Raw genomic sequence first — 21,907 nt, forward strand, 5'->3', positions numbered from 1 at the left:
AGGCCAAATACTTCAACGTCTGACGGCGATGGCGCGGCCGCGCGGCGGCGGCCGGCCGGCTTCGGGTCCTCGACCGGATCCGGCCCTACCCGGCCGCCGTCCCGCACCCGGGATCGCCGGCGGACTCCGGCGGCGACCGGCCGCGCCGGCCGTCATGGCCAGGTCGGCTCGACCCGCACGCTGTAGGTGCCGCTCATCGTGCGCCGCACCGTGGCCCCGGCCCGGACCCGGGTGGTCGCCCGCAGCAGCCCGGAGCGGCAACCGGCCCCCGAGTAGAACACCACGTCGGTGTCGGTGGCGTTGATCACCCGGATCCGGGAGAACAGCGGGAAGGCCGGCAGCGCGTGGCATCCGGCGGCCGGGTTGACGATCCGCACCCGGGGGCCCCGGGTGCTCTCCACGGTCAGGGTGCCGGTGGCCGCGCCGGCCGGGCCGGCCGCGGTGAGCACCAGGGGTATTGCGGCCAGCAGGGTGCCGGCCGCCGTCAGGGCGCGTCGCATGACCACCTCCACGATCGTCACTATCCGTGATGATCGTAACTCGGTGAGATAGACCGGCGGGGGAGGCGCTCGGGACCTCAGCCGGCCAGCAGGCGGCGCGCCAGGCCGGTGAGGTGATCCTGCCAGGCGGCCAGCGCGGCCCGCCGGTGCTCGGGCGGGCAGGTGTGGGTCAGTACCAGGCGGGCCCCGTGCCCGGTGCCCTCGCGCAGCTCCCACCGCACCCGGCCGGGGCGGGCGTCGTACTCCAACAGCCGCGGCGCCTTGACGTCGGCCACCTCCAGCGGCGGGAACTCGGCCACGGTGAAGCCGGCCGGGACGCGCCCGCCGGTGGGGGTGCCGCCCAGCGCGTCCCACACCTCGGGGATCGGCCGGCTCAGCTGCCGTTCGAAGCGGACGCCGTCGTCGTCCGCGGTGCCGGCCGCCATGCCCAGGACGTCGATGTACTTCTCCAGCAGCGCGGCCATGTCCCGGGACCCGTCCGCGGGCGCGGTGCCGGCCAGCGCGGCCGCCAGCGCGTCGAGGCAGGAGTGCCACCCGGCGGCGAAGCTGGGCGCGCCGAACCGGTCGTCGAAGGTGTGCCGCAGGATCAGCAGCGCGCCGTCGCCGTCCGGCCGCACCTCCCAGCGCAGCAGATCGCCGCCCCAGGTGAAGGCGAGGAGGTGCGGCGGCTGGAAATCGCGGACCTCGCCCACATCGCCGCCCGGTTCGCCGTAGACGACCTCCCCGCCGGCCCGTGGCTCGATCCGGGCCGGGGTGGGGAACCAGTGGGCCAGCTCGGCCGGCTCGGTCAGCGCCCGCCACACCCGGTCCGGGGGGTGCGGCAGCCGCCGCTCCATCCGCAGCACGCTCCGGCCGTCCACCGTTTCCAGCGTCTCCCTCATCATCCGCTCCTCGGGGGCGCGGCGCCGTGGCGCCGGACGGGCGCGGGTCGCCCGTCCCTGCCGAACATACCATGCCGGTTATATGCCGGTAAACGCATATACCGAGCCTGGGGCGGGCCGATGGCGACCCCGCGTCCGCCGGTTCAGTCGCCGAACTCGTTCTGCACGCCGGGCGGGGTGAGGGCGGAGACATAGTGCTGGGGCAGGTGATCGTCGATCGAGTAGACCGACGGCAGCGAGCGGGTGACCTCGAAGCCGCGTGCCAGGTACGCGAGCCCGGCCAGCGGGATGCCGAGCAGGCCGGGCATCTGCGGTGTGGCGCTCCGCCGGCTCTCCCACCGGCCGCGCCGCTCCGGCGGAGCGCACCGGCCACCGGTCAGCGTGCCGAGCAGCGTGTTGCGCAGATGCGGCACGGCGTAGCGCAGCTCGCGGCCGAAGTGCCGGAACGCGCCGGAGGCGGTGGACGGCAGGTGCGGCACCACGTCCCGGTCGTAGACATACCGGATCACCCGCTCGCGCAGGAAGTCGTCCTGCCGGCACGCCTCGGCGAAGCGCGGGTCGCCGATCATCGGCTGGCCGAAGGTGTAGACCGCGCGGAGCCGGCTCGCGAAGACGTCCCGGTACTTGCGCTCGTGCCGCATCATGACGCCCATCAGCGCGGCCATCGCCCCGCCCTGGCTGTGCCCGGTGATGTAGAGCACCTCCAGGCCGCCCTCCAGCGGGCCGGGCCGTCCCGCCGGCCGGGTCGCGCCGGCCGCGGCGCGTACCGAGCGGTGCTCGCAGGCGAGCCGCAGCGCGTTCATCACCTCGTAGCGGGTCGCCCGCACGTTGCGGTACAGGCCGGCGTGCACCGTGGCGCACGGGTCGCCGATCCGGTAGCCGATGCGCTCCGGCGCCACGTCCAGCACGCCGAGCCAGTTGACGAAGTTCAGCGGCTCGGTGCCGCGGTAACACAGGATGCCCACCCGGCCGCTCCGGCTCTGCACCAGGAAGGCGGTCGAGCAGATCAGCATCGCGTCGACCGAGGCGCGGATCATCCGGCACCGGTTGTCCGCCAGCCCCAGCCGCGCCATGATCATGGACAACGTCCGGGGGTCGGCGTAGGAGTACGCGGCACAGGTGGCCATGACGTGCGCGATCACCGGGTCCGGGTGCTCGCCGGGCGCCAGCAGCCGCCGCTCCAGGTCCTTGTACACCGGGAACCCCGGCGTCTCGCGGTGCCCGTATGGCCGCAACTCGTCATAACTCGGGGCCGCCGCGTCCCGGTTCCACACCCCGCCGGCCGCCAGGACGTCCCGCATCCGCCCTTCCCACTCGGTGGGGAACAGCGACTCGCCCGCACTCGCGCCGCCGGCGGCCGGGACCCGCCCGGCCGCCGCGCCGGTCCCGGTGATGATGGTCTTGCCCTGCCGGCTGTTCCCGGTCCCGTCCGTCCCTGCCACGCCTGCCACCTTCCGTTCGATGACCGTGCCGCCGGGTGCCGGTGGTCCCGTGCCCGGCGGACGGCCTCGTCGCCCGCGACCCCGCTCGCCCCAAGATCGGTCTGACGGCTGGATTTCCGTCCGGAGTCCGGTGGAATCCCTCGGGCACGCAAACACCTGGCCACCCGCCCGATTCCTCCCGCCCGCCGGCGGACCCGGGCATGGCCCCGCGGACCGTCCGATGGTGCAGTAACGTCGTCGGAAGTCCTGCGCAGCCTCATCCGGTGGAGGTAGGCCCATGTTCCTCGTTCTCGGCGCGGTGACGTACGTGCCCATGATCATTGTTCTGGTCGTGGGCATCGTGCTGACCGCGCGGGCCAGACGCGAGCGGGGCGCCCCGGCCACCCTGGGCCTGGCCGGCTGCGCCGTGCTGCTGGTCGCCGCGGTGCTGGAGCTGGTCCGCGCCTTCGTGCTGCCCGGGTTGGGCGCGTCGATGGGCCTGGGCGCCGTCCAGTTCATGGCGATGGCGGGCCTGCTGTTGACGGTGCTGCACGTCACGGGCGTCGGGCTGCTGATCGCCGGGGTCGTCACCCGGCGGCGGACGCCCGGCGGCCCGGGCCCGGTGCCGCCGGGCGGATGGCCGTCCGATGCGGGCGGATATCCCGGGCCGAGTACGGCACCCGGGTACGGCACGCCGTACGGCCCGGGCGCCCAGGGCGGCCCGCACGGCCCGGGTGGGCCGTACGGCGGCCCGAGCGGCCCAGGCGCGCCGGGCGGGCGGCCGGCGGGCTGACGGGCCGGCGGGTCAGGCGCAGCTGCGGGCCGGTGCCCGGCTCGGCGCGCACCGCTCGGCCAGCGGCAGCCGGACCACGAACCGCGCCCCGCCCAGCGGGGAGGCGCCGACCTCGATCGTCCCGTGGTGAGCATGCACGATGTCCCGGACGATGGCCAGGCCGAGACCGGTGCCGCCCCGGTCCCGGCTGCGTGCCGCGTCCAGCCGGGTGAACCGCTCGAAGATCCGCTCACGGTCGGCCGGCGCGACGCCCGCCCCGTCGTCGTCCACCACCAGTTCGGCGGTGCCGCCGTCGCAGCGCACCTCGGCCACCACCTGGCGCCGCGCATGGCGTTCGGCGTTGTCCAGCAGGTTGGTGACCACCCGGCCGATCTGGGTGTGCACCACTTCGATGACCGCCGGGCAGCAGGGCCGCAGCCGCACGGCGCACCGGCCGGAGCGCCGCGACACCTCCTCGTGCACGATCGAGGCCAGGGCGGCGCGCGTGCGCGGCAGGAACGGGGCGGCGCTGCCGGCCCGGTCCAGCAGCAGCAGGTCGGTGATGATCGTCTGCAACCGGTCCACGTCGCGCAGGCTGTGGTCGAGGAGCCGGGGCAGGTCGGTCTGGCCGGGGTGCAGCCGTGCCTCCTCCAGCTGGGCGCGCAGGCCGGCGACCGGGGTGCGCAGCTCGTGCGAGGCGTCGGCCGCGAACTGCCGCTCGCGGTCGAGCGACAGCTGCGAGCGGATCCGGGCGTGCTCCAGCCGGGCCAGCGTGCTGTTGACGGTGCGGGCCAGCCGCGCGATCTCGTCGTTCCCGGCCGGTTCTGGCACCCGCCCGCTCAGGTCGTTGACGTTGATGGCGGACAGTTCGGCGCGGATCGCCTCCACCGGCCGCAGCGCCCGGCCGGTGATCTTCCAGCCGGCCAGGACCGCCGCGGCGACCAGGGCGGCGGCCTGGACGGCGAAGATGATGTCGATCATGATCGCCGGGTCGCGCGCGACGGGGCCGGCGGCCTGCGGGATGGCCACGTGCGCCAGCATTCCGGCCAGCGCCGCCGAGGGGATGAGCAGCAGCGCGGCCAGCACGCCGACCAGGACGGCGATGCGGCCGCGCAGCGTACGGGGACGCGGCAGAGCGCGGATGGGAGGCCGGCCGGCCGGCGCGTCGTGTTCCTCGGCGATCATGGTGAGCCCTCCGTCGCGGTCCGCGGGACGGCACTTGGATAGCGCTTTCCCTGGCCGGCGAATCTCGTGTCGTCCGGCGGTACCGGCCGGGCGCGGGTCCGGCCGGGCACCGCGGGGGGATGGTCCGGTGTGCTGGAAGGGCTCAAGCTAGCAGCGGCCAAGCCCGGGGAACCCCGGGCTTGGCCGGGCTTTTGCCGACCTTTGCCGAGATTTGAGGCCTATGCCGTTTTTGTCGGCGATGCGAAGGATCGGGTCACCGGGACACCTCAAGGGCCACCCGGACCGCGGACTCCAGGGCACCCTCGATCCAGGCGTGTTTCAGCGACGTGTGGTCGCCGGCGAAGTGCAGCGGCCCTTCCGCCCGCGGGATGGCCGGGTGGATCTCGGTCATCTGCCCGGGGGTGAACACCGCCGCCTCGCCGAACGCGTACCGGTTGCGCAGCCAGCTCTGCGTCCGGCCGTGCCCGGTGTAGAACTCGGCGATCCGGTCGCCGTGCACCTGCTGCAGGCCGCGCAGCGCGTACCCGTAACGCTCGCGGTCGTCCATCGAGTCCCAGCGGGCGGCGTCGTCCGCCCAGACGTAGCTCGCCAGCACGACCCCGCCCCGGCTGCCCGGCACCGGATGCGAGGGGTAGTAGGTGAACCGGTTGGCGTTGTCGGCCACCGAGCCGCCGCCGGTCACGTGGGTGACCGGGCCGGGCCGGTAACGAGCGCCGAGCTCGCGCCGCCAGTCGGCCTCGTCGAACTCCCACCAGCGCCGGGAGAACTCCAGCAGCACCTTGGTCGCGGTGTCGTAGTGCAACTCCATCACCGCGCGGCGCTTGGCGTAGGACAGCGCCGGCGTGATCTCCACGTGCCGCAGCGCCGGGAACGGCACCGTGACGACCGCCACGTCGCCGTGGAACGTCTCGGCGGTGCGCCGTCCCCGCCAGGAGGACTCGTCGCCGGTCTCGCTGACCGTGTCGACGCGCACCCCGCCGCCGGAGGTGTCGATCCGCACCGCCCGCCGGTCCAGGTGGATCTCCTTGCGCAGCCCGGGGACCAGCGCGTACGGCAGGCGCCGGCTGCCGCCGGCCATCTCCCAGTACGTCGCCGACGGGTTGACCAGACTCCGGGTCAGGAAGGTGTGCATGAACGCCAGCGGCAGCCGGGAGGTCAGGTTCTCCAGCGTGCCGATGGCGTCGACCGCCGCGTCGTCGAGGCCGGCGTGCTCGGTGAGGAACCGGTTCATCGAGTACCCGTCGAACTCGTACAGCACCCGCGCCCAGCCCTCGACCAGCTCCGGGAGCGGCTTGTCGACGCGGCCGGAACCGCGGGCCACCGAGAAGTGGTCGCGGACCGGGTCCAGGGCCTCGTCCAGGATGCGCCCGGCGGTCCGGCCGTCCCGCAGGCCGAAGGAGGCGTTGACCCGGCGCGGGTCGGCGGCGTAGGCGTCGCGCCGCTGGACGATGCCGTTGACCCGGATCCAGGTGTGGTTCAGCCGCTCGGGCGCGGTGAACCGCCCCCGGGCGGGCCCGGACCGCCACACGCTCCCGTCCCGCGCCGGGTAGACGACCGGCGGCACCGGACCGCGCGGCCGGGCGCCCGGGCGCACGTCCACGTTGTAGAACGGGCGGCGCGCGATGCCCAGCTTGTCGATCAGGGCCAGCGCGAGCGGGTGGAAGTCCGGGACGCGCATGGCCCCGGCCTCGGCGTACTGCCGGTGGTCGGCGAAGCCGGTGGTGAAGGTCTTGATCCGGCCGCCGATCCGGTCGCCGTTGGCCTCGATCACGGTCACCCGGTGGCCGGCCTGCTTCAACAGCGTCGCGGCCACCAGCCCGGAGATGCCGGCTCCGATGACCAGCACCCGCTTCGGGCGGCGGGCCTTCGGCAACCCGTCGTCGATGAGCACCTTGAGCATGCCCAGCTTGAGGTCGGTCCCGTCCTCGCCGACCAGCAGCAGGTCGCGGGCCACCTCCAGGCAGGTGCGCCGGCGCGCGGCGTCGCCCGTCGCCGGGGCGGGGGACGGCGGGACGGCGGCGGGCGCGGCCGCCGCCGCGGCGGGGGCGGCGGGCAGCGCGGCCAGGGCCGGGCCGGCCACGCCGAGCGCGGCCAGCCTGCCGAATCCTCGCCGGTTGATCTCTGGCACGATGTCGGTTCCTTTCCGGGGGGACTACGGTCGGTGATGAACGACCACGGAGAGTTTCCTGCGTGCGGTGAAATCGGGAACGACGGCACGCCATGTCGGGCGAGCTGGCATTCCAGCTGATTCGCCGAACCGCGCGGGCCGCGGGCTTGCGCGGCCATCGCGCGGCAGGCGCGGTCCGTCCGGCGTGACGAGCCCGCTCAGGGGTGATGCGCCCTGGTGAGGCGGGACGGGCCCTGGGCGGGCACGGCGGTTTCCGGCCGGGCACGGTGGGCGCTGGTCGGGCGCGGGGCGCCCTGGTCGGGCATGGTGGGATGTGGTCGGGCGCGGACGGCCGCGGTCAGCCGCCGTCGCCGAGCGGGCGGCCCAGCTGGCCGCGCATCTGCTGGGCCACCGGGGCGTCCATCTTGTCGGTGAGCGCCAGTGCCTGGGCCAGCGAGTCCTGTGCGCCGTCGGCGTCGCCGGCCGCCTGCTGGGAGTCGCCCAGCATGATCAGCGTCCGGGCCTCCTGCAGCGGCATGTGCATCTGGCGGAACAGCGACAGCGCCTGCTCGAAACGGATGACCGCCTCCGGCGCGTCCCCGCGGGCCATCGACAGCTCGCCCAGCCCGAGCTGCACCCGCGCCTCGACCAGGTGCTCGCTGGCGGTGCTCGCGAGCATCAGCGAGCGGCGCAGCGCGCTCTCCGCCTCGTCCAGCTCGGCCCGCCGCAGCCGCGCGACGCCGAGCCCGTGCAGGGCGTAGGCCTCGCCGGTGGGGTCGCCGATGTCCCGCACGACCTCCAGGGCCTCCTCGAAGACCTCGACCGCCAGCGCGGGCTGGCCCGACTGCAGGTAGGTGTGGCCGATCCGGTGCAGTACCTGCGCCTCGACCCGGCGGCTGCCGCTGCTGCGGCTCAGCTCCAGCGCCTCCGACAGCAGCCGCTGCGCGCCGGGCAGGTCGTCGAACTCCAGGCGCAGCTGCGCCAGGTTGTGCAGCACGTAGGCCGAGGCCACCTGGTCGCCGGTGCCGCGGAAGATCTCCAGCGCCCGGCGGTAGTGCGCCTCGGCGTCGGCGAACCGGCCGCTCAACCGGTCCAGGAAGCCGATGTTGCGAATCACCAGCGCGGTGCCCTGCTGGTCGCCGATCTCCTCGAACAGCTGGACCGCCGCCTCGAAGTCGCATCGCGCGTCGCCGAAGCGCTGCTCGGTGATGTACAGCGAGCCGCGCGAGTAGAGCATCGCCGCCTGCCCGCACCGGTCCTGAGCCTGCCGGGTGGCGGTCAGCGCGACCTGGTGGGTCTCCCGCCAGTCGTCCAGGTAGACCCGCGACTCGAAGAGCGTGACCGAGCTGATGGCCAGGTCCCAGCACAGCGAGACGAAGCCCGCCTGCGCCGCCTGCCGGATACCGGACACCAGCATCGAACGCTCCCGCTCGTACCACTGCAGCGGCGAGGCGACCAGCTGGTTCACCAGCCGCTCGGGCAGCGGCCAGCGCGGGGCGTCGCTGTGGATCTGCACGTAGTCGCCGCCGTACTCGCGGCGGTGCGCGGCCTCGGCGAGGAAGAGCAGGCCGCCGAGCACCCGCCGCAGCGCCGCGTTCCGCTCGGCGGGGGACTCCTCGGCGGCCAGGCGTTCGCGGGCGAACACCCGGATCAGGTCGTGGAAGCGGTACTGGCTGTGCACGCCGTAGCCCATGCCGGTGGTCTCGATGAGCTGGGCGTCGGCCAGATCGTCCAGCAGGTCCTGCGCCTCGGGCAGCGGCCGGTCGAGCAGTGCCGCACTCACCCAGGCGGAGAAGATCTGCGAGTCCAGGATGGTGAGCCTGCGGAACAGCCGGCGCGCGTCCTCGCCGACGCTGTCGTAGGTCAGCGAGATGCTGGCGCGGATGCCCATCTCGCCGTGTTTCAGCTCGTCCAGGCGGCGGGTCTCGTCGGCCAGCCGGCTCACCAGCTGCTCGACGCTCCAGTGCTGCCGGGCCGACAGCCGCGCTCCGGCGATGCGCAGCGCGAGCGGCAGGTGCCCGCACAGTTCGGCCAGTTCCTCGGCCGCGTCCACCTCCGACTGGACCCGCTCGATGCCGGCGATGCGCGACAGCAGGTTGACCGACTGGTCGGCGTCGAAGATGTCCAGGTCGACGTGGACCGCGCCGGCCAGCCCGGCCAGCCGGCTGCGGCTGGTGATGATCACCGCGGAGGCGGGGTTGCCGGGCAGTAGCGGGAGGATCTGGCTCTCGCTGCCCGCGTCGTCCAGGACGATCAGCATCCGCCGGTCGGCCAGCAGCGCCCGGTACATCTCGGCGCGTTCCTCCAGGCCGTCGGGGATCGCGGTGCCGGAGACCCCGAGCACCCGCAGGAACCGCTCCAGCACCTGCATGGGGCCGGCCGGCCGGGACGCCCCGCCGTGCAGGTCCGCGAACAGCTGCCCGTGCGGGAACCGGTCGACGACGCTGTGCGAGACGTGCACGGCGATGGTGGACTTGCCGACCCCGGGCTTGCCGACGACCACGATGATCGGGACGGCGAACCGGGAGCGGCCCTCGGTGGCGAGCATGAGCCGCTGGCGGATCTCCTCGACCTGCTTGGTGCGCCCGGTGAAGTCGGCGATGTCGGTGGGGAGCATGCCGGGGACGGTGGGCACGGTGGGCGGCGCCGGTTGTCGCGGTCCGGTCGCCTCCTGGGGCGGCGCCGGGGGGTCCAGACTCTCGTCGGAGGTCAGGATCGCGTGCTCCAGCTGCTGCAGCCGCTCGTTCGGCTCGATGCCGAGTTCCTCGATCATCGTGCGCCGGGCGTTGCGGTACACCTGGAGCGCCTCGGCCTGCCGGCCCGATCGGTAGAGCGCGGTCATCAGCTGGGCGCGCAGCCGCTCCCGCAGCGGGTACTCCTCGGTGAGCTCGGTCAACTCCCCGACCAGCTCGTGGTGGCGGCCGAGGTCGAGCTCCAGCTGGATGCAGTCCTCGTTGGCGGTGATCCGGTTCTCGGTGAGGCGGCCGGCCGCGGTCTGCACCAGCCTGCTCTCCATGCCGTCCAGCGCCGGTCCCCGCCACAGCGCGAGCGCCTCGCGGTAGTGCTTGATCGCCTCGTTGACGTTGCGGGCCTCGCGGGCGCGGCGGGCCCGCAGCACCAGGCTCTCGAAGCGCTGGGCGTCGATCTGGTCGGCGGCGACCCGGATGGTGTAGCCGAGCGACTGGGTGGAGATGATGTCGGGGCAGCCGTGCGCGGCGAACATGCGGCGCAGCGAGGAGATGCAGATCTGTATCTGGGCCCGGGCGGTGATCGGCGGCTCGTCCTCGTAGATCGCCTCCATCAGCCGGCCGATGGTGACCACCCGGTTGGCGTCGAGCAGCAGGATGGCGAGGACGATCTGCTGCCTGATGCCGCCGAGATCCAGCCGCCGCTCGCCGGCCCAGGCCTCAAGGCCACCGAGAATCCCGAATTTCACCTGCATCTCCTCGCAAGAAGCTCGCGGGCCGTCCGGAAGTCGCTCACCCTCCGATGCGAGAGGTAACAGGTGCCTGGCTCAGGAGATCCGCCCCCAGTAGTAAAGAACGGCTTTCCACCGCCTTGTTGACACAGTGCCCATGTACTGTCGGCGGCGAGCCGGTCACATATGGCGATGTCACTTATGTCTGGATCGTACTACTATACGAGGGTTCCAGCTATAGAAAGGCTACGAATACTTTCCGCTTTCCCGCAATGTTCATGCGTTCACGTACTGCTACCGCAGGGTAAGGCGACCGACCGGGAGAATATGTCCGGTTTGCGGAGTTCTTGTGGTTGCGGGCGTCCGGAAGTCGGGGTCCGGATGGCGGGCCGGCGCCCGGGCGGACGCCGGGCCGGGTGAACGGCGTTCAGCCCCAGGGCGTGTTGCCGCCGCGGCCGGGCCGGGCCGGGCGGAGGTGGGACGGTGTGGTGGCGGAGAGGGCGGCGACGGGAAAGGCGGGGCGGCCGGCGTGAGCATTCATGTCTGCTGACCTCTTCTTGCGTCGTTACCTGGCGTGTTCGGCAGCCGGTCGGCTGGAACATCATCAAGGTAGAAATCGCCGCCATTCACTCCTTATCGCTTCGCTTCTCGCTGGCCATTTCGCCAGGTAAAAGGTTATTTGGGGTTATTGTCGGCATGTCACGCCCATCCCGCCGGGAGCGGCACCGGAATTTTTCCCGCGGCGGAAAAGCGCGCCCGCCTGCGGTGACGCCGGCCCGGGCCGCCTGGAGAGCCGGCGCGAATAGCGGAACGAAAGCGAGGTGATAGGAGAGTGCGGCACGCTGGCCCGCAGGCCGTGGGCGGGCCGGCGCCGCCGGATTCTCCCGTCCCGGACCAAGGGCGCGCCGGCCAGGGCGGTGAACCGGGGGCGGACCGCCGCCGGATGCCGCGCGTCGCGCGTGGACGTCACCGGCGCCGGCGCTTGATCGCGATGGTGGTCCGGCCGTCCGCCCCGGCGGGCCCGGCAGATGGGTGTTTCATGAGTATTACCGCGCAAGCGTTGGACGGCCTGTACGGACGGTCGGCGGCCGGGGTCCGTGCCCGCCTGGAGCGGGACGGTCTCGGCGGATGGCAGGATCTCGCCGACGCCGAGACCGACAGCGAGGGCCGGATCAGCGACTGGAGCGACAAGAGGTTCGAACGAGGGCTTTACCGGATTCGTTTCGACAGCGACTACTACTTTGTCGGGCTCGGCCTGACCGCCGCGTATCCCGAGATAATCGTGACGTTCAGAATGCACGACGAGACCGACGCGTACCAGATACAGGTCATGCTGTCGCCGTATTCGTATTCGACGCATTTCCGGATCAGATGATGACCGGCGTCCGCGCCGCCGCCGGCGCGCGGCCGGCCGGCCCGCCGGGCGACGGAGCGGGGAACGCCGAGGAAGACCAGGGAACGCCGAGGGAACGCAGAGGGCAAGGAACACCGTGAGAACCGATGACCCCGCGGGGGCCTCGCCGGCCGCCCGCTACCGGCCGTTACCGGCCATGCCGCTGGACGACCGCCGCTGGCCGGGAAACGTGATCACGCGGGCGCCGCGCTGGCTGTCCACCGACCTGCGGGACGGCAACCAGTCGCTGGCCACGCCCATGTCACCTGAGCGCAAGCTGGAGATGTTCCGGCTGCTCACCGCGATGGGGTACCGGGAGATCGAGGTCGGCTTCCCGGTGGCCAGCCGGGACGACCACGCGTTCGTGCGCACCCTGATCGAGCGCGACCTCATCCCGGACGGCGTGCGGATCTCGGTCCTGACCCAGGCCCGCGACGAGCTGATCCGCCGCACGGTCGAGTGCCTGGCGGGCGCGCCGCGGGCGACCGTCCACCTCTACAACGCCACCTCGCCGCTGTTCCGCCGGGTGGTGTTCGGCATGGACCGCGACGAGTGCCGGGACCTCGCGGTGCGGGGCACCCGGCTGGTCGCCGAGTACGCCGAGCGGCTGCCGGCCGGCTGCGACCTGGAGTTGGAGTATTCACCGGAGCTGTTCAACGAGACCGAGCCGGACTTCACCCTGGAGGTGTGCGCGGCGGTGATGCGGGAGTGGGGGACCGGCCCCGGCCGGGAGATCATCATCAACCTTCCCGCCACCGTGGAGCGGTCGCTGCCCAACGTGTTCGCCGACCAGGTCGAGTGGCTGCACCGCAACCTGCCCGACCGCCGCCACGTGTGCCTGTCGGTGCACCCGCACAACGATCGGGGCACCGCGGTGGCCGCGGCGGAACTGGCCGTGCTCGCCGGGGCCGAGCGCGTCGAGGGCTGCCTGTTCGGCCACGGCGAGCGGGCCGGCAACGTCTGCCTGGTGACCCTCGGGCTGAACCTGCTCACCCAGGGCGTAGACCCGGGCGTCGACTTCTCCGATCTCGGCGCGGTGCGGCGCACCGTCGAGACGTGCACCGGGATGCCGGTGCACCCCCGCCACCCGTACGGCGGCGATCTGGTGCACACCGCGTTCTCCGGCTCGCACCAGGACGCGATCAAGAAGGGCTTCGACGCGATGGCCCGGACCGGGGCGAGCACCGGGCGGGCGCCGGTGTGGGAGGTGCCCTACCTGCCGATCGACCCGCGCGACGTGGGCCGGGACTACGAGCCGGTGGTACGGATCACCAGCCAGTCCGGTAAGGGCGGCGTCGCCTACATCATGAGCGAGCGGCACGGGCTGGAACTGCCGGCCGGGCTGCGGGCGGAGTTCGCCCGGGTGGTGCAGCGGCATGCCGACGCCGAAGGTGCGGAGCTCGGCGCGGAGCGGATCGGCCGGCTGTTCGCCGAGGAGTACGTCGAGCGTCCGGCGCCGCCGCTGCCCCCGCCGGTCCCTGGAGAGCCGGTCACCGTGGAGGTGCACCTGGACGGCGCGGCGGGCGCTGACCCGGAGCGCCAGGTACGTGCGGAGCTGGCCCGCCGGGGTGTGCGGGTGCGGGCGGTGCGCCGGATCCCCGGGCGGCGGTCGCGCGCCGGCGCCGGCGAGGTGGTGGTCTACGCCGAGTGCCGCACCGGCGGCCGGACGCTGTGGGGGGCGGCCGCCGGTGCGGAGGCGGCGGAGGTGGCGCTGCGCGCCGTGCGGTCCGCCGTCGCCCGGGCCCGGCCTGCCGCCGCCGGGCCGGCCATCGAGCCGATCTCCGAGTCCGCGATCGAGCCCGCGATCGAGCCCGCGATCGAGCCGGCCACCGCGCCGGCCCTCGAATCGGCACTCGAATCGGCCCCCGCGCCGGTCACCGCACCGGCCGGCGGCCGGTGCGGTCACCGGATCGCCGATGCGATAGCCGCGCGATAGGGACCGGAAGCCGCCGCCGCCTAACGTCGTCATCAACGAACAAACCGGACAATTCACAGCACTTGGCACGGCGCCTCGATCATGCGGCGACTCCGGTACGGAGAGCGCGGCGGCGGGAACGCCCCGGCCCGCGGGCCCGGCCGGCCGGAACTCGCGCGTCTGATCCACGGCGGAATGCGGTCCTCGTCGGGAAAGGGAGGCTGGGCATGAGCCTGATGGAACGCCAGGAGGCGCTCGCCTCCCTGGAGGGACTCCTCGCCAGCGCGATCATGGGCAAGGGCCGGGTCGCCCTGGTCAGCGGCGCCGTCGCCACCGGTAAGAGCGAGCTGCTGCACTCCTTCGCCGAGCAGGCCGCCGAACGGGGGGCGCTGCCCGTCACCGCCACCGGTTCGGCGGCCGAGCGCGACCTGCCGCTCGGCGTGCTCGGCCAGCTCATCCAGGACGCCCCGCTCACCCCGGCCGACCGCGAGCGGGCCATGGCCCTGCTGCGCGAGGGCGCCCGCACCGTCCTGCCGCCCGGCGGCGGCCCGGCCGGGCTCAACCAGGTGGACGCCCAGGTCGTGCACGCGCTGTGCACCGTGCTGCTCGAGCTGTCCGAGCGATACCCGCTGCTGCTGATCGTGGACGACGTGCACCACGCCGACCGCGCCTCGCTGCTGTGCCTTTCCTACCTCGCGCGCCGGGTCCGCTTCGCCGCGATCATGGCGGTGTTCGGCCACTCCTCGCACGGGCGCTACGCCGAGGCGTCCTTCCCCACCGAGCTGCTGCGCCAGCCGCACTGCCGCCGGGTCCAGCTCGCGCCGCTGTCGCAGGCCGGGGTGATGAGCCTGGTCGCCGAGCAGCTCGGGACCGGCGACGCCGAGCGGTTCGCCGGCGAGTGGTACGACTACACCGGTGGCAACCCCCTGCTGGCCGCCGGCCTGATGGAGGACCACCAGGCCGCGGTCCGCGCGGCCGGCGGGCAGCCTCCCGCCGAGCTGGTCCCCGGCGACGCCTACGGCCAGGCGGTGCTGTCGTGCCTGCACCGCGCCGACCCCCGGCTGCTGCGGGTCGCCTTCGGCCTGGGCGTGCTCGGCCGGCCCGAGGCACTGGACCGGCTCTTGGACGTCAGCCTGGAATACGTCACCCGCGAGCTGCAGTCGCTGGCCGCCGCCGGCGTGCTGAGCGGCGGGCGCTTCCGGCACGAGGCCGCCCGGGCCGCCGTGCTCGCCGAACTCGACCCGGCCGAGCGGGCCGGCCTGCACCGGCGGGCCGCCGAGCTGGCCTACGCCGGCGGCGGCTCCACCACGGCCATCGCCGACCACCTGCTGCAGGCGGGCCAGGTCCGCGAGCCGTGGGCGGTGGAGGTGCTGGAGGACGCCGCCAGGCACGCGCTGCGCGACGGCCGGGTGCACCAGGCCGTGGAGTACCTGCGCCTGGCCTGCCTGACCTGCGCCGACGAGCAGCGCCGCACCCGGATCACCACCGCGCTGATGCGCGCCGAATGGCGGCTCAATCCCAGCACCCCGACCGGGCACTTCCCCGAGCTGACCGACGCCCTGCAGCGCGGGCACCTGCGCGGCGGAGACGCCGTCGTCCTGGCCAAGGCCCTGCTGTGGCACGGCCGGTTCGACGACGCACAGGACGTGCTCCGGCGGGTGGGCGAGTCGGAGGAGAAGCTCGACGCCGAGACGGTGACCGAGCTGGTCGTCACCCGGCCCTGGGTGCGCGTCACGCACACCCCGTTCCTGTCACACGTGCCGCAGGTCACCGGCGAGCAGTCCCGCGCCGCCATCCTCACCGTGTCGGCGTACCGCCGGCTGGAGTCGTCGGTGACCCTCGCCTCGGTGCTCACCCGCGGGCCGCGCAAGGACCTGGTCGCGGTGGTCGAACGGATCCTGCGCAGTTCGCGGCTGGACGAGATGTCCATGGACACCGTGGAGAGCGCGCTGCTGGCCCTGACCTACGGCGGCCGGCCGGACAAGGCGGCGCCCTGGTGCGACCTGTTCATCGACGAGGCGTCCTCCCGGCACGCGCCGAGCCGGCGGGCCCGGCTGTCGGCCATCCGCGCCGAGATCGCGCTGCGCCAGGGCGACATGCTCGGCGCCGAATTCCACGGGCGGCTCGCCCTGGACGCCATCTCGCTGAGCGGCTGGGGCGTCGCGGCCGGTGGGCCGCTGTCCAGCCTGGTGATCGCGGCGACCGCGATGGGCCTCCACGACGCGGTGAACGAGCTGCTCGACCTGCCGGTGCCCGAGGCGATGTTCCAGACCCGCTGGGGGCTGCACTACCTGCACGCCCGGGGGCGCTACAGCATGGCGACCGAGCACGCCCAGCTCGCGCTGCGCGACTTCCAGCGCTGCGGCGAGCTGATGGGACGCTGGGACATCGACGTGCCGTGGCTGATCCCGTGGCGCGCCGAGGCGGCCGAGGCGTGCCTGCGCCTGGGCCGCCCCGACCAGGCCCGCCGGCTGGCCGAGGAGCAGATCCGCCGGTGCGGCGGGTCGGCGCCCCGGGTGCACGGCATCGCCATGCGGCTGCTCGCCGCCACCGGCGAGGCCCGGCACCGGCCCATGCTGCTGCGCCAGGCCGGTGACCTGCTGCAGTCCTCCGGCGACCGCTACGAACTGGCCCGGGTGCTCGCCGACCTGACCGAGGCCTTCCACGCGCTCGGCGAGTACCGCCGGGCCGGGATGATCGGCGGCCGGGCCCGCGCGGTCGCCCAGGAGTGCCACGCCGAGCCGCTGGCCCGGGCGCTCGCCCGCGGCGCCGACACCGCCGCCGCCGGCCCCGCGCCGGGCGCCGCGCCGGAGGCCGGCGACGCCACGGCGGTGCTGAGCGACGCCGAGCGACGGGTCGCGGTGCTGGCCGCCGCCGGGTACACCAACCGGGAGATCGCCGACAAGCTGTACGTCACGGTGAGCACCGTCGAGCAGCACCTGACCCGCACCTACCGCAAGCTGGACATCACCAGCCGCGCCGAGCTGCCCTCCACCCTGGAGCTGGGCACCTCGATGGCCGTCTGAAGCCGGCGCCCGCGGCGGCCGCCCCCCGGTGCGGCCGTCCCGGCGGGCCGGCGGGCCGGCGTCAGCCTTCGGCCAGCAGGCTCCGGGCCCCGGCGGCCACGCCGGCCATGCCGAGGCGCTCGGCCAGGCGCAGCGAGCGGTGCAGCAGCCGGTCGGCCTCGCCGGGCCGGCCGGCCCGGCGCAGTGCCCTGGCCCGGTCCAGGCTGAGCCGGGCCATCTGCGGCGGCGCGCCGGAGGCCAGGTCGACCGCCTCGCCGAAGTACTCCACCGCGTCCGGCGCGTCCCCGGCGGCCAGGGCCACTAGGCCGCGGAACCGCGCGGCCGGCCCGAGCAGCGCGGCCGGCCAGCCGGCGAGCACGATCTCCCGGGGGTAGGCCGAAAGGCGGGCGGCGAGCACCGGCAGCACCGGGGCCGCCGCGTCGCCGGCCCCAGCGGCGGCCAGCAGCGCGCACGACTCCGCCAGCACCGCCGCCGTGGCCACCGCCCAGCCGTGCGGCGGCAGCGCGGCCAGCCCGGAGGTGTCGCGCACCAGTGCGTCCAGGTGGTCGGCGGCCTCGTCGTACCGGCCGGTCTCGCACAGCGCCAGCACGTGCGCGGCCCGCCACACCGGGAAGTAGCCGTGCTCCTCGATCTGGCGGGCCAGCCCGGCGCCGAACAGCTCGCCAGGGGTGCCCCGCTCGTGCATCAGCCAGTAGTACTGCGCCATCCAGGTCTGCCGCAGCGTCTCCACGGGCACCGCCTGCCCGGCGGCCAGCTCCTCGACCATGGCGAGGGACTCGCCGGCCAGCCGCTCGTGGGCGCGGGCGAACTCCCCGCTCCACAGGTCCATCATGGTGTCGAAGGTGGCGCGCAGCCACCCGCCGAGCACCCGCGGGTTACGGGACAGGTGCCGGCGGTGCTCGGCCACCGTGCCGAGCGCCTCGGGAAACCGGCCGAGGCGCAGCTGGTCGACCGCCTGGGCCACCATGCCCTCGCTCTCGAAGTACGTCGAGCCGGCCTGGATGCCCGCCTCGCGCAGCCGGCCGGCCAGGCCGAGCAGCTCGGCGGGCCCGGCGTGGTCGAACAGGGCCCAGCGGCACTCGTTCAGCACCTCGCACCGCACCAGCGGGTCCACCTCCGCCGGCAGCGCGGCGAGCGTCTCGCGGGCCAGCGCGGCCCCGCCGGCCGTCCCGGCCGGGGCGCCGACCGCCAGGGTGCGCTTCTTGGCCAGGTGCGCCAGCAGTTGCAGCCGCAGGGCCACCGCGGGCGGCGCGGGGTCGTCGCCGAGCGAGTCCAGCGCCCCGGCCAGCACGCCCAGTAATTGGTGGTCGACCTGGCCGGGCGCCGACCACCGGCGTGCCAGGCGGACCGCCGCGGCGGCCGCCGCCCGGGGCAGCCCGCCGGCCGCCTGGTGCGCGGCCAGGTACCGCCGGCCCGCCTGGTCCATGTCCCCGCCGTCGGCGAGCGCGTCGCCCAGCGTGATCAGCAGGTCCACCCTGGTGGCGGGGTCGCAGCGCAGTTCCAGACCGTGGTGCGCCCACGCCACCGCCCCCTGGACGTCGAAGCCGCGCTGCGCGGCCCGGGCCGCCGCCAGGCAGGCGGCCGCCGCCTCCTCCTCCGGGACCGCCGTACCGGCGGCGCGCGCGTGCCGGGCGACGCGGCCGGGTAAGGAGGGGTCGGCCCACCGCGCCGCGGCCAGGCGCTCGCGCAGGACGGCGAACGCGCGCCGGTGCAGGTCGCGGGCGAGCGCCGGGTCGCGTCCGAGCGCGTCGAGCACCGTCTCGCGGGAGCGCTCGTGGCGGAAGCGGACCCGGTCGTGCCCGATGACCGCGCCGCCCGCGGCCGCGGCGGCCTGCAGGCGGTCCGCGGCGGCAGCGGGCAGCTCCAGCAGCCGGGCCACCAGCCCCGCGTCGACCTCTACCCCGAGCGCGGTGATCGCTGCCGCGGCGAGCCAGCGGAAGTCCGCGTCGCCGCCACCCGCAGGGCCGGTCGCGGCGGCGGCGTCCCGCGAGGCCGCACCCGCGGGCCGCCCGCCGGCCCGTACCGGCGCGCCGCCGGGTCCGCCGCCGGCTCTGTCAGCGGGTCCGCCGCCGGCTCTGTCACCTGGTCCGCCGCCGGCTCTGTCACCGGGTCCGTCAGCGTCACCGGGTCCGTCAGCGGGTCCGCCGCCGGGTGTCCGGCCGTCCGGGACGGCCGCGACCGGCTCCGCCGGGCGGGCCGCCATGGTCAGCTCGCACAGCTCCAGCGGCAGGCCGCCGGTGACGCGCAGGGCCTCCTTGACCTCATGCTCGGCCGGCGGCCGCCCCCAGGCCCCGGCCAGCCACCGCGCCACCTCGGCCGCCGACAGCGGGGACGGCTCCAGGATCTCCAGGGCGCCGGCCCAGGTATCGGCGTCCGGCCGCCCCGCCACCAGGAAGCCCACCGGCGCCGTGCCGAGACCGCCGCGCACCCGGCGCAGCAGTTCCACCGCGTGCGGGCTCAGCAGGTGGGCGTCGTCGAACGCCACCAGCAGGCCGTCACCGGCGGCGCGGCGCAGCAGGTTGGTGACCAGCAGGGTGAGGTCGCGGGGGTCGCGCTCGTGCCCCGGCAGCGCGGTGGAGCCGCCGTCGCCCGCGGTCATCAGCTTGCCGAGGGTGTCGCGCTCCCGCGCGCTGATCGGCTCGGCCGGTGCCGCCGGATCGCGCCGCAGGTACGCCCACAGGACGCCGGCCAGCTCCCGCCACGGCTGCAGGCCGTCCAGCTCCCGGCAGGTGACCGTGGCGGTGGTGACGCCTCGCGCGGCGGCCCCGGCCGCGGCCTCGGCGAGCAGGCGGGACTTGCCGGTGCCGGCCGGGCCGCACAGCGCGAGCCCGGCGGGCTCGCCGCCGGCGACCCTGGCGGCCACCTCGTCCAGCGCGGCCAGCTCACGCCGCCGGCCGACCAGCGGCGGCGCGCCGCCGGCGGGCTCGGCCGCGCCGAGGGGCGCGCCGGCGTCGACGCCGTGCCGGTGCAGGGCGAGCAGATCCTCGGCGCGGCGCACCGCGTCGTCGGCCGCCCCCGCGGCGCCCCCCGGGCCGGACCGGCGGGCGGCCAGCAGCCGGCCCGCGGCGGTGGCGCCGTCCTGCCGCAGGGTGCTGAGGAACCGGACCAGCCACACCGCGGTGGTGTCGTCCAGTCCCTCGCCGATGGCGGTCCGGGCCAGGAACGCGGCGTCCTCGGGCCGGCCCGTCCGCAGGGCGATCCGGGCGACCAGCCGGACCAGCTCGTCGCGCCGCTCCTCCAGCTTGGCCCGGTAGGTCTGGCAGGCGCGGGGGAGCGGCCACGCCGCCGCCAGCGAGGCGAACGGCGCGCCCCGCCACTCGTCCGCCGCCGCTCGCAGCGCCGCCAGCGCCCCGGCCAGGTCGCCCTGCTCGTACCGTTCGCGGCCCGTGGCCAGGCCGGCGGTGAACCGCTCGGTGTCCAGTGCCCGGGCGAGACCGCCCGGCTCGGTCTCCACCAGCGCGTAGGCGTGCGACCACTTGGCCGGAGGGATGTCCAGCGCGCTGCCGGCCAGGGCGCGCCGCAACCGCGACAGCGGCGGCGCCACGTCGGGCACCGGCCACTGCGGGCCCTGGCCGAGCGCGGCCGCCAGGGTGGCCTGGGGCACCGGGTGGCGGGCCGCCACCAGCATGGCCAGGGCCTTGGCCGTCTGCGGGAGGAGCTTGCGCGGCACGCCGTCCACCAGGACGCGTACGTCGCCGAGGAGTCTGATATCGAAATGCGCCACTTTCACCGCCGCACCGGTCCCGCCGATCTCGCGCGACGGCCTCCCCCGCAAGGTCATCGCAAGCTTCTCCGGCCACGATGGGGCCGGTGGCGGAGAACGAATGTCCATGAACGTCGCCGACGTTATGTCGTGGGGTGAGTCTGTGGCAAGGACGGCCCGAATTTCCGCGGCCGATCTCGGCGCGCGGCGGCTCGGCGAGCTGCGCCGGGCGGTGCGCGACGAGCGGGCCGCCGCGGCGGCAGAACCCCTGGTGGTCGCGGTGATGGGTGCGCCAGGAGTCGGTAAGGCCTCATTGCTCAATGCCCTTTTCGGCACCGATTTCCCGGTGGGTGGAACGAAAGAACCGCCCGGCCGGCCGGAGCTCCGTGAATCGACCGGAAACACCGGCCATATATTGAAATTTTGGGATATGCCGGGAATGGCGGATTCTTGGGCCGGACGGCCGGCGATGCTGGACGCGCTCATCACCTCCGACGTCGTCGTCTGGGCCTGCCACGCCGACGCCCGGCCCGCCGGGTGCGAGGGGGCCCGGCTGCGCGAGCTGCTCGACTCCGCCGGGCCGGACCACGCGCGGCGCGTCGGTGGCCGGATCGCCGCGGTCCTCACCAAGGCCGACCTGCTGAGCCCACCGCCATGGATCTTCGACGCCCGCGGCCGGCGCGGGTCCTTCGTGCCCGGCCCGGCGCTCGCGGCCCGGCTGGAGCGGCGGGCCGCGCGGGCCGAGCAGGCCCTGCTCGCCCCGCTCGGTGACCTGCTCACCGCCGCCACCTATCCCACCGCCGATCCCGAAGGCCGCCCGGCCGGCATCCTGCCGGCGGATGACGGCCGGCTGCGCGGCGACCGGCACGCCGTCCGCTACCGCGGGCACTTCTCCGGATCCGTGCACGAGCGGTACCGCGACGCCCACCCCGAGCACGCCGACGTCCTCGGCCGCCTGCGCGACGACCACCGGGTCATCCCCTGCTCGGCGCGGTTCCGCTACAACCTGCCGCGCCTGCTGCTCGCCCTGGCGACCCGGGTCACGCCCGCCGCGGTCTTCCGGTTCCAGCGGATGCTGGACGACGCCGCCGCGCTCGCCGAGTTGCCCGCCTCCGCCGTGGCGCGGCACGCCAACCTGGTGCGGTGGGACGGCGAGCGCTGCCGCCCGGCCGTCGCCGGGCCGGCCTGCTGACCCGCCCGCGATGGACGAGGGAAGGCGAGAGTGCGCGGACGTGGTGCCGGCCCAGGGCCGGGACGCGGGCATGGAAGCCGGCCGGGACGCGGGCATGGAGGCGGGCCGGGACGGAGTGGAGGCGGGCCGGGACGGAGGCGTGGACGCGGCCGTGGACGAGGGGGTGGACGAGGACGAGGTGCTCCGGCTGGTCGAGCGGCACCGCCGGGAGGCCACGGCGGAACTGGCCCGGCTGGACGAGGCCGTGCACTACCGGGACGAGGCCGCGATCGAGCACCTCACCCGGTCGGCGGCCGCCCGGATCCTCGGCCTGCCCGCCGGCGAGACGCCCGACGTCGACCCCGCCCTGGTGCGCGCGGTGTGGAACTGGCTCGCCGCGCACTGAACCCGGCCG

General features: G+C 74.9%; 12 protein-coding genes and 1 pseudogene. 6 read left to right on the forward strand and 7 right to left on the reverse strand.

The annotated features are described in order from the left end of the window. Positions 1-152 precede the first annotated feature (152 nt). The 3 genes from Sru01_RS18780 to Sru01_RS18790 all read right to left on the reverse strand — a co-directional run bounded on the left by Sru01_RS18780 (position 153) and on the right by Sru01_RS18790 (position 2,823). Positions 153-500 (reverse strand): hypothetical protein, encoded by a 348-nt coding sequence (locus tag Sru01_RS18780; protein ID WP_203988009.1) that lies wholly within the window; start codon positions 498-500, stop codon positions 153-155. Between the two features lie 77 nt (positions 501-577). After that, positions 578-1,381: an SRPBCC family protein gene (locus Sru01_RS18785; RefSeq protein WP_203988024.1), complete on the reverse strand. Its 804-nt coding sequence runs from the start codon at positions 1,379-1,381 to the stop codon at positions 578-580. Positions 1,382-1,524: 143 nt separating this feature from the next. Beyond that, positions 1,525-2,823, reverse strand: a complete 1,299-nt coding sequence (locus Sru01_RS18790) for a lipase family protein (protein ID WP_203988027.1) — start codon at positions 2,821-2,823, stop codon at positions 1,525-1,527. 277 nt (positions 2,824-3,100) lie between these two features. Here Sru01_RS18790 and Sru01_RS18795 point away from each other — a divergent pair, with 277 nt between their 5' ends. Beyond that, entirely contained in the window at positions 3,101-3,595 is a 495-nt protein-coding gene (locus tag Sru01_RS18795; RefSeq protein WP_203988030.1) for a hypothetical protein, read from the forward strand. A 12-nt stretch (positions 3,596-3,607) separates the two neighbouring features. Here Sru01_RS18795 and Sru01_RS18800 read toward each other — a convergent pair whose 3' ends face one another. From Sru01_RS18800 to Sru01_RS18810, 3 genes are all read right to left on the reverse strand, one after another. Then, positions 3,608-4,759, reverse strand: a complete 1,152-nt coding sequence (locus Sru01_RS18800) for a sensor histidine kinase (protein ID WP_203988032.1) — start codon at positions 4,757-4,759, stop codon at positions 3,608-3,610. Positions 4,760-5,012: 253 nt separating this feature from the next. Next, positions 5,013-6,887 carry a flavin monoamine oxidase family protein gene (locus tag Sru01_RS18805; RefSeq protein WP_203988049.1) on the reverse strand — a complete coding sequence of 625 codons (1,875 nt, stop codon included), beginning with the start codon at positions 6,885-6,887 and terminating at the stop codon, positions 5,013-5,015. Positions 6,888-7,224: 337 nt separating this feature from the next. Then, entirely contained in the window at positions 7,225-10,302 is a 3,078-nt protein-coding gene (locus tag Sru01_RS18810; RefSeq protein ID WP_203988052.1) for an AfsR/SARP family transcriptional regulator, read from the reverse strand. A 1,021-nt stretch (positions 10,303-11,323) separates the two neighbouring features. Between Sru01_RS18810 and Sru01_RS18815 the strand changes: the two genes are divergently transcribed. The 3 genes from Sru01_RS18815 (at position 11,324) to Sru01_RS18825 (ending at position 16,618) form a co-directional block, all read left to right on the forward strand. Beyond that, positions 11,324-11,659, forward strand: coding sequence for a hydroxyisourate hydrolase (locus Sru01_RS18815; protein ID WP_203988071.1), 336 nt, complete (start codon positions 11,324-11,326; stop codon positions 11,657-11,659). 115 nt (positions 11,660-11,774) lie between these two features. Beyond that, the gene (locus Sru01_RS18820; RefSeq protein ID WP_275412187.1) at positions 11,775-13,613 is read left to right on the forward strand and encodes a 2-isopropylmalate synthase; all 1,839 of its coding nucleotides are present in this window, start codon (positions 11,775-11,777) and stop codon (positions 13,611-13,613) included. A 206-nt stretch (positions 13,614-13,819) separates the two neighbouring features. Beyond that, positions 13,820-16,618, forward strand: a complete 2,799-nt coding sequence (locus tag Sru01_RS18825) for a helix-turn-helix transcriptional regulator (RefSeq protein WP_203988073.1) — start codon at positions 13,820-13,822, stop codon at positions 16,616-16,618. 2,377 nt (positions 16,619-18,995) lie between these two features. Here the strand turns inward: Sru01_RS18825 and Sru01_RS36605 are convergent. Continuing rightward, a pseudogene (locus tag Sru01_RS36605) lies at positions 18,996-20,450 on the reverse strand (ATP-binding protein); the annotation flags it as partial. A 154-nt stretch (positions 20,451-20,604) separates the two neighbouring features. On the opposite strand from Sru01_RS36605, the gene Sru01_RS18835 reads away from it, so the two are divergent. After that, positions 20,605-21,513 carry a GTPase gene (locus Sru01_RS18835; RefSeq protein WP_239137570.1) on the forward strand — a complete coding sequence of 303 codons (909 nt, stop codon included), beginning with the start codon at positions 20,605-20,607 and terminating at the stop codon, positions 21,511-21,513. A gap of 10 nt (positions 21,514-21,523) precedes the next feature. Next, positions 21,524-21,898 (forward strand): hypothetical protein, encoded by a 375-nt coding sequence (locus tag Sru01_RS18840; RefSeq protein WP_203988089.1) that lies wholly within the window; start codon positions 21,524-21,526, stop codon positions 21,896-21,898. The last annotated feature ends 9 nt before the right edge of the window (positions 21,899-21,907 follow it).

Origin of the sequence: Sphaerisporangium rufum (assembly GCF_016863395.1) — a bacterium.
Classification (GTDB): domain Bacteria; phylum Actinomycetota; class Actinomycetes; order Streptosporangiales; family Streptosporangiaceae; genus Sphaerisporangium; species Sphaerisporangium rufum.

What these genes read in the sequence shown, in the direction of transcription:
- Sru01_RS18795 (WP_203988030.1), top strand. Translation starts at nt 3,101, where the DNA reads ATGTTCCTCGTTCTCGGCGCGGTGACGTACGTGCCCATGATCATTGTT.
- Sru01_RS18800 (WP_203988032.1), bottom strand. Translation starts at nt 4,759, where the DNA reads ATGATCGCCGAGGAACACGACGCGCCGGCCGGCCGGCCTCCCATCCGC.
- Sru01_RS18840 (WP_203988089.1), top strand. Translation starts at nt 21,524, where the DNA reads ATGGACGAGGGAAGGCGAGAGTGCGCGGACGTGGTGCCGGCCCAGGGC.
- Sru01_RS18785 (WP_203988024.1), bottom strand. Translation starts at nt 1,381, where the DNA reads ATGAGGGAGACGCTGGAAACGGTGGACGGCCGGAGCGTGCTGCGGATG.
- Sru01_RS18780 (WP_203988009.1), bottom strand. Translation starts at nt 500, where the DNA reads ATGCGACGCGCCCTGACGGCGGCCGGCACCCTGCTGGCCGCAATACCC.
- Sru01_RS18825 (WP_203988073.1), top strand. Translation starts at nt 13,820, where the DNA reads ATGAGCCTGATGGAACGCCAGGAGGCGCTCGCCTCCCTGGAGGGACTC.
- Sru01_RS18835 (WP_239137570.1), top strand. Translation starts at nt 20,605, where the DNA reads ATGGGTGCGCCAGGAGTCGGTAAGGCCTCATTGCTCAATGCCCTTTTC.
- Sru01_RS18815 (WP_203988071.1), top strand. Translation starts at nt 11,324, where the DNA reads ATGAGTATTACCGCGCAAGCGTTGGACGGCCTGTACGGACGGTCGGCG.